The 8218-nt window shown below is 39.9% G+C and carries 10 protein-coding genes; 4 read left to right on the forward strand and 6 right to left on the reverse strand.

The features are described from left to right. Positions 1-116: 116 nt before the first annotated feature. The 6 genes from RTK36_RS06140 to dapD form a co-directional block, all read right to left on the reverse strand. The gene (locus tag RTK36_RS06140) at positions 117-698 is read right to left on the reverse strand and encodes a uracil-DNA glycosylase (RefSeq protein WP_312045304.1); all 582 of its coding nucleotides are present in this window, start codon (positions 696-698) and stop codon (positions 117-119) included. A 215-nt stretch (positions 699-913) separates the two neighbouring features. Continuing rightward, on the reverse strand, positions 914-1942 hold the full coding sequence (locus tag RTK36_RS06145; protein ID WP_312045306.1) for a rhomboid family intramembrane serine protease: 1029 nt from the start codon (positions 1940-1942) through the stop codon (positions 914-916). A 225-nt stretch (positions 1943-2167) separates the two neighbouring features. Further along, a complete protein-coding gene (locus tag RTK36_RS06150) occupies positions 2168-2410 on the reverse strand; it encodes a pro-sigmaK processing inhibitor BofA family protein (protein ID WP_312045308.1) in 243 nt (80 codons plus the stop codon). 28 nt (positions 2411-2438) lie between these two features. Further along, on the reverse strand, positions 2439-2678 hold the full coding sequence (locus RTK36_RS06155) for a DUF2508 family protein (protein WP_312045310.1): 240 nt from the start codon (positions 2676-2678) through the stop codon (positions 2439-2441). A gap of 341 nt (positions 2679-3019) precedes the next feature. Further along, positions 3020-3448: an immunoglobulin-like domain-containing protein gene (locus RTK36_RS06160; RefSeq protein ID WP_312045312.1), complete on the reverse strand. Its 429-nt coding sequence runs from the start codon at positions 3446-3448 to the stop codon at positions 3020-3022. Positions 3449-3540: 92 nt separating this feature from the next. Beyond that, on the reverse strand, positions 3541-4251 hold the full coding sequence (gene dapD / locus RTK36_RS06165) for a 2,3,4,5-tetrahydropyridine-2,6-dicarboxylate N-acetyltransferase (protein WP_312045314.1): 711 nt from the start codon (positions 4249-4251) through the stop codon (positions 3541-3543). Positions 4252-4432: 181 nt separating this feature from the next. Here dapD and RTK36_RS06170 point away from each other — a divergent pair, with 181 nt between their 5' ends. The 4 genes from RTK36_RS06170 to RTK36_RS06185 all read left to right on the forward strand — a co-directional run. Then, the gene (locus RTK36_RS06170; protein ID WP_312045316.1) at positions 4433-5581 is read left to right on the forward strand and encodes a M20 metallopeptidase family protein; all 1149 of its coding nucleotides are present in this window, start codon (positions 4433-4435) and stop codon (positions 5579-5581) included. Positions 5582-5923: 342 nt separating this feature from the next. Then, positions 5924-6403, forward strand: coding sequence for a MarR family winged helix-turn-helix transcriptional regulator (locus RTK36_RS06175; protein ID WP_312045318.1), 480 nt, complete (start codon positions 5924-5926; stop codon positions 6401-6403). Then, positions 6400-7515, forward strand: coding sequence for an efflux RND transporter periplasmic adaptor subunit (locus RTK36_RS06180; protein WP_312045320.1), 1116 nt, complete (start codon positions 6400-6402; stop codon positions 7513-7515). The genes RTK36_RS06175 and RTK36_RS06180 overlap by 4 nt, the downstream gene beginning before the upstream one ends. 3 nt (positions 7516-7518) lie before the next feature. Then, positions 7519-8218, forward strand: a 700-nt coding sequence (locus RTK36_RS06185) for an efflux RND transporter permease subunit (RefSeq protein WP_312045322.1), incomplete at its 3' end; no start/stop codon positions are given.

An 8218-nucleotide genomic window follows, 5' to 3' on the forward strand; every position in this document is an offset into this window, starting at 1 on the left:
GCATATTTTTTTGTACTACCATATTCGGAACAAAATATAACTGCTGTTTTTGCCATTCATATCTTCCTCCTTACATTACATTATTTGAAATCCACCCCTTAGTAACATCTCTAATTCTATAATGTCCCCAAAAATTCCTTTAATATAGCCAAATCCTCCTGATATACTTGGGATAAAGCTCTATTATAAATAATTGCCGCCGGATGATATAATGGGAATAAAACCCTCTCTTCTTCAAGGTTATATGGCTTGCCATGAACTTCCCCGATGGTCACGTTGTTATCACCAGAAACTGCCTTTAGAGGAACATTGCCCAATGTAACAATCATTTTCGGTGCAATCAACTGAATTTCTTCCATCAAGTACGGCAGAAAAAATGCAATCTCTTCCTTGGAAGGTGGACGATTAACTTCTTTTCCCGTTTTTGGGCTACTTTTTGTGGGGCGCAACTTTACCACATTGGAAATATAAATTTCCTCCCGTTCTAATCCAATTACCTCTAAGAAGGATGAAAGATTTTTTCCTGCTTTACCCACAAACGGTCTGCCCTGTTTTTCCTCGTCTCCTCCGGGAGCTTCTCCAATCATCATCAGCACAGGCATCTGCGCTCCCTCACCAAAAACCAGCTTTTTTTCACCAAAATTAGAACACTGAAAATTTTTTTGCATTTTTTCTTGTAAATTTATTTGCTGATTCATCTACATTTCCTCTCCAAAACATAGTTATCCACAATTTCATGACCTTATCCACAGGTTTTCTGTTGATAACTTTTTATGCATACCCCAATATATAGTGCTAAATTTCTCCATTCGACAATTTAACATGGAAAATTCGTTGTAAACTAAGGAACGCTTATTATTCATCTAGTATTGCATATTTTGGAAGTGGATAACTTCCACATTGTCCACAGAAATTATGTGGATATCTCCTTCTGTTTTTCTTCCAACTTTCGATAGAATAAGAATACCAGACTTCCACCAATAAAACCACCAATATGGGCAAAATTATCTATGCCCATATCCAAAAAACCAAATCCTATGGAAGTAACTACCAGTAGAAGCATAGTGGCGTAATTCATCCCTGTATATCTAGGTCCATATAACTTTGTTAGCACAAACATAGCACCCATAAGTCCATAAATTGCTCCCGAAGCACCAATTGCCAACACATCGTGGAATAAAATGCTAAAAAGGCCCCCGCATACACCGGAAACCAAATATAATATAAGAAAGCGTTTTCTGCCCAAAAGATACTCCGCTTTAAATCCAAAATAATATAAGAAGATACTATTAGACAACAAATGCATCATACCACTGTGTAAGAATATAGACGTAATAAATCGGTAATATTCACCTTGCAAAATACCGCTTCTGCTGATCCCATAGGTGCGAATCATACTTCCTCCGTTTCCAGAGAGAGTTGTGTCAATTAACAGCACCACGCAAAGTAAAAATATCGAAATACTTACCCATGGCATCCCACTTTTCATGGCAGGCTTTGGGGGTACTTCAGCCACTTTTCCTTCCGCAGCACGAAGCAGCAGCTTTTCTATACCAAAAAGACGGTCTGGCTCACCTGCACCGGCAAAAATCCTTTTCTTTTCTATAGAGTAACGCCAATTCACAGCGTGAATCCGTTCATCAAAATAAGCAGGAGCAGGGAATGGCCCTTCCTCCTCGGATAAATATATACTCAGACTGATGATGTGGGTACAGCGCAACTGTTCCAGATCTTGAGAAATTTCCTCTGTATATGTACGTAAAGCCTCTACAATTTTTTCCTGATTATCTTTTTGAAATACTCCTATAATATATAGAACAGGATTTTCTATGCGCAGATAAATTCCCGGCACCCTTTCTCCGTTTGCAGTTCTCCCTTCTAAAAAGCTTTGGGAAAGTAATTGTTCATTAAATTTTTCTATAAATTTTATTAAGTTATCCACAATTTTCACCTACTTTTTTATGAAAAAACTCACTGCATCGCAGTGAGTTTTTCCGGATAAGAAATGGGGTTAAATCTTATCGTTTAAGGATTTTTTATTTGCAGACTTGCAGATAACCAAGTTTTGTACACAGGGAAGCCCCGATTATCCACAATAATATCCACAACATTATCCACACAAAAATATATCACATTCCGATGTAATTGTCAAACAATTACATTTCTTTTACAAGAAAAAACTTAAGACAATTAACCCTAAAAAACCCGGTGCCCCCAATAATCCTACCGTGAAAAGTGTTGCCGGATTTACTCCCACCGCGAGCCCGAAGCGATTACATAGCCACAGACAACATCCGCCAACAGCCGCCGAAAGTATAAACCGTAATACAATTCTTAATGGTTTTGCCACTGCCGTCAATATGAGAATAATCAGACAGCTGATAATCATAATCGACAATACCTCTGTCATAGTGCTTTTCTCCCCCCCCCTGTATCTTTCAGCCTATTTTTAGAAAAGGCCCCGTCAACCCCATTTCCTTTGCTGTTTTTATAAAATAATCATACTTTTTTTGCAAAGCTGTAATTTCAAAGATATAACTGTCAACCAAAGCTTCATCTGTGGCGGATTCAAATCCTTGTCTTGCGCAAATCAATCTAGTTTGAATATCCTGAATGGCAAGTAGTATTTCATCCCCTTCTGTAAGCACACTACTCATCTTTTGCTTGCCCATGTTCATCCGCTTGCCTCCTTCCTATTACCCTAAATATAAGCAAAAAAAACTTGTTTTATTCCTTTTGCAATGGGTTTTCCAAAAAAGTAAGGCATGTTTTATGTTTTTTTCTTTAATAATTTCTATTTTGGGTTTTTTGCTGTAAAAAAACACTTAACTCAAACATAAAAAACCTCCGCCCTTTAGACGGAGGTTGAGGTCAGAAACATGCAAACCAACTTAAACAGAAATTTTCAGTTATAAGAACACGTGCATAGATTCAAAAGCACAAAAATTTCTTTCACATTGCAATATTTCACCTTTTGTAGCTTTCGCCAAAATCATGGCAAACTTCCTGATACCATTTATTAAGCACCGGTAAATTCCACGGCAACAGGACTTTCGTTCACAAAAATAATCAAGCGGTATTGTTCACCTTTTGTTGTGTTGCCACAGAAGGTCTTCCAGTTATAGCTTAACTCTACAGAAGCTCCGCTTTCCAGCGCAACCACTTCATCGCCCCAATTTGCCTGGGCAGTTCCCGCAAATTCCTGCCACTGGCCATCCTTCATCTGTTCAAAGTGATATTCCTTGGCACTATAGCTTACTGCTTCCTGCGTATCATTGGTGAGGATAAACGTTCCTGTAGAACTTTTTAGTGTATCCTCTTTTAGGGAAAGAGTAATTCCCTCCTGTGTATTCACTTCCGTGTAAGCAGTACCTTCACTATTATTGCTGCCACAACCTGTGAAAAGAAACATAAATACCGAAATCAAAAAAACCAAACACTTTTTCATTTCTTCAACTTTCCTTCCTGTTTCTATTAATTGAAAAGAATTATTCTTATATTACCCTAATTAATTTCATTACAACAGTAAAAATCAACCCATCATTTTCTCAAATCTTCTAAAATCTGTGTTTTTCCTTCTGTTTTTTCATCTTTCATTTTAATTACTTTTGCAGGTGATCCGGCAACCACCGCACCAGCAGGTACATCCTCTGTTACCACTGCCCCTGCCGCTACAACAGCATTGGCACCTACCTGATCGCCCTCCAAAACAACAGCATTGGCACCTACCAGTGCACCATCCCCAACCACAACAGGTGTTGCACTTGGTGGCTCTAAAACGCCTGCCAATACGGCACCGGCGCCAATGTGTGCATTCTTACCAACGGTAGCTCTTGCACCTAAAATGGCGTTCATATCAATCATTGTGCCATCGCCAATTTCAGCACCAATATTAATTACCGCACCCATCATTACCACTGCATTTTTACCAATTTTTACACGATCCCGAATAAAACAGCCGGGCTCGATACGAGCTTCCAAATTGGTAATATCCAACATAGGTACTGCGGAATTTCTTCTATCATATTCCACATGGGTTTCCTGAATATTCTCAGACTTTGCATCTAAAACTTCTTTGATCAAGGCATAGTCGCCAATCAGAATCCAGAAGTTGCCTTCGCCGAAAATTTTCACATTTTCTTTTTCTACACCATTCAAGTTACCCTTCACGTAAACCTTCACAGGTGTAACCTTTTTGGCATCCTTAATATACTTTGCAATCTCATAAGGATTTGTCATATCATAATTCATTTTTGTTCCTCCATTCATCATTATATAGGTCAACCCCACCAACCTTACGGATATCCAAACATGAAACCCACGATTTTTGACCCTTGTATGGTATTATAAATGAAAAAAAATTATTTTCCAAGGCTCTTTCATAGTTTTTATGTTACAATAGAAAAAATTGTGATAAAAAGGAGGGCTTTTTTTGCGTGAAGATATTTTAAAGATGGAGGAAGTGCTTAGGCAAATACGTCGGGATCTGCACCGAATTCCAGAATTAGGGCTTTCGGAGCACAAAACCGCCGCTTATATAGAAGATAAGTTGAAAGAATTTGGCGTAGATGAGATCACCCGATGCTTAGAAACGGGTGTCATAGGCATAATCAAAGGGCAAGGTTTGGAAAAGCCCATAGCCTTTCGTGCAGATATGGATGCGCTGACTGTAGAAGAGCCTCCCCGTCCCTATGCTTCTTGCCATAAGGGATTGATGCATGCCTGCGGGCATGACGGCCATATGGCCATATTGCTGGGCTTCGCCAAATATCTCATATCACAAAAAGTGCGTCCTAAGGGAGATGTGATCCTAATTTTCCAGCCGGCAGAAGAAGGCCCCGGTGGCGCAAAGCTGATGGTTGAAGCAGGAATCATTGAAAAATACAACATTTCCAAGGTAATTGGCTGCCATATTTTCCCTGATGTTCCCCAAGGCAAAGTGGCTTGTAAAGTGGGCGGTATGATGGCAAGAAACGGTGAAGTCACAGTTCGTGTTCTTGGAAAAAGCTCCCATGGTGCTCAGCCCCATCAAGGTGCCGATGCCCTTTTGGCGGCTGGGGCAGTCATTTGCGGTATCCACACCATTTTATCCCGTAATATTTCCCCTTTAGACAGCGGCATCCTTTCCTTTGGCTCCATACAAGGGGGCGAAGCCTGCAATATTGTGGCAAAGGAAGTCCGCATAGAAGGAACTATGCGTGCCTTTTCTGATGAAGTTTATGAAAAAATGGTTTCCAGAGTAGAGGAGGCCGTAAGTTTTATTGCCAAAGGCTATGGTTGTGAAGGAATCGTTGAATTCCGTCATATGTATCGCGTTGTAAATAACGATGCTTCTTTGGTTTGTGCATTAGAAGCGGCCTGCGGCGACAATTATATGACCACTCAGCCCTATATGCTTGCCGAGGATTTTTCCTTTTTTCAGCAGGCAGTTCCCGGTTTATTCTTCTTTTTAGGTGCGGGAAATCCTGAAAAAGGCTTTGTTCATCCCCTGCATAGCGCAGAGTTTGATTTTGACGAAAAAATTTTATGCCATGGTGTAGCAACATATATCTCTTTATTAGAAAAACTAGGAATGTTTTAATTTGCAGTTCTATAATATAAGCAAAAGGATACTCCGTAATGAGGCAATTGTCTCACGGGGTATCCTTTTTATAACGGAACGATTTCTGACAGCCATCTATCTTTCAAACAAAGGGATGGGACTCTAATGTTATATTATTAAGAAATTATAAATTTATTTCCCCTCGTTTTTCCAATGCTTTCTCTTCAAACAGGCTAAATATGTTTAAATTTAGTACTACAAGCATAATTAAGCACATCTGGCAAAATCTTTAAAATATCTTAATGAAAATTCAATTGACACAAAATTAGTTTTATCATAAAATTAATTTCATGCAAATTGAAACAGAGGGGGAAGGATTGGATGGACGAAGTAAGCGGTCAAAAAATTGCCGAGCTTTTTTTTGATCTTAGAGTAAATATGACTTTTTGGAGTAGATTTCACTTGGAGCAGGTATTCAGTATAAATGGTAAGGGAGAAGAAGAGAAGCTCACCATGCAGCAATTTCATTTTTTGCTTTGCATTCGTGATTTAGGCTTAAATACCGTTTCAAAAATATCAAATTCCCTCTACCTTAGTAAAAGCAGTGCCTCTTTGAGCATTGCAAAAATGGAAGAAAAAGGATTTATACAAAAGCAATGCCCCAGTAAGGGTGATGATGGACGCAAAATGTATTTGCGTTTAACCGAGAAGGGGAATACAGCTTTAAAGGCAACGGAAAATTCTCTTATGAGAATTACAAGTGGCTACTTTGACTCGTTTGACAAGGAGAAGAAGCAAGCTTTATGTCATCACCTAAATGCCATTAACCAACTAATTTTATCAGGAGGAACTATAAAATGAACCAAAAGCTAATACTTTTTAGTCTTTGTGCTGTACTTTTGACCGGTTGTGCCAAAGAAGCACCTGAAGAAAAACCCGCATTGCGCAGCGTTGAGGTGGCAACTGTTGGTAAGGACGCAATTTCAAGCAGCTTTTCTTACTCTGGCAAAGCTGCTGCTTCCAAGGAAATTTCCGTCGTACCCACCGTCCCCGGGAAAGTTATGGGATATCACTTTGAGGTTGGTGACACTGTAAGAGAGAATCAAGTTCTTTTTAGTGTAGATTCATCAACATTAAATGACCAGCTACGCAGTTCAGAAGTAAACTATAATGCCGCCAAGTTAAGTTTGGAAAACACAGAAAAAACTTATAACAACAATAAGATCCTTTTCGAACAAGGCATTATTGCCGAGGCGGAAATAGACCAAATGAAGCTTGGATATGAATCCGCCAAAGCTAATATTGAAGCCCTTGAAGTAAACTTAGATGTTTTGAAAAAGCAAATATCAGATTGTACTGTAACCTCTCCCATGAGCGGTGTAATCGTAAGTAGAAACATAGAAAGAGGCAGCTATGCCAGTCCCACTGTTCCTGCTTATGTGATTATGGATCTTTCCACAATCAAAGTTGAGGTAGGCGTTTCCGAGCAAGCAGTAAACAACATTAAGCTGGGGGATGAAGTGCAGGTAAATATGTCCGCCGCTTCCGATACCCCTTTGACTGGAAAGGTTTCTACCATTAGCCCCGCTTCCAGCCAGTCTGGTACATATACTGTAAAAATTGAGCTTAACAACAAAGATGGAGTTATTAAATCAGGCATGTTGGCAGATGTAAGCTTCATTAGCAAAAAAGCCGATAATGTTATCGTTTTGCCTATCAGCACAGTTATTACCAAAGACGGTGAAAACTATATTTATGTTGTTGAAAACAATGTCGCAAAGAAAACGCCGGTTACCATTGGTATTCAAACAGGGGAAGCTGTTGAAATCACCTCCGATTTGGCTGAGGGTACACAGGTTGTTACTCGTGGTCAGACTTACCTTTCCGACGGCGAACAGGTTGAAATCGCAAATCCTGCTTCTCCTGCTACCCCTGCTGAAGGTACCAAAGAAGATACGGCAAAGGAGGAATAAATTATGTTATCCAGACTTTGCATTCGTAAGCCAGTTACCACCATCATGATAACATTAATGGTGTTCATTGCCGGTATCGTCGCTTACAGCGGCCTAAACCTATCCTTGATGCCTAATGTAGATATCCCCGTTGTTTTGGTCAGCACCAGCTATGTGGGTGCCGGTCCCGAAGAAATTGAAAATCTTGTCTCAAAACCTTTGGAAGATGCTTTGGGTACAGTAAATAACGTGGATACCATTACTTCCATATCAAACAGCAACGCTGCCCTTGTTATGGTACAGTTTGTGGATGGCACAGATATTGATATGGCCGCCATAGATTTAAGGGATGTGTTGGATCGGGCAAAAAGCAGCCTGCCTTCCAATGCAGATGACCCCGTCATTTTTAAAATAGATATGAACGCTATTCCCATTTATATGGGAGTTACTGCGGATAATTTGGATTTAAACGCACTGAATAACCTTCTGGAGGATGATATTCTTCCTCGTTTAGAGCGTATTGAAGGCGTAGCTTCCATTGATTTATCAGGTGGTATTGAAAAAGAGGTACGCATTACCGTTGATCCTACCAAGCTCACAGGATACGGCCTAAATGTAAACACTCTTTCTCAGATATTAGCGGCAGAAAATATGAACCTGCCCTCCGGCTCTCTTACCCAGGGGGAACTAAAGGTGCCGGTACGTACCATGGGACAGTTTACCT

Origin of the sequence: Anaerotignum sp. (assembly GCF_031981185.1) — a bacterium.
In the GTDB taxonomy this organism is placed as follows: Bacteria; Bacillota; Clostridia; order Lachnospirales; family Anaerotignaceae; genus Chakrabartyella.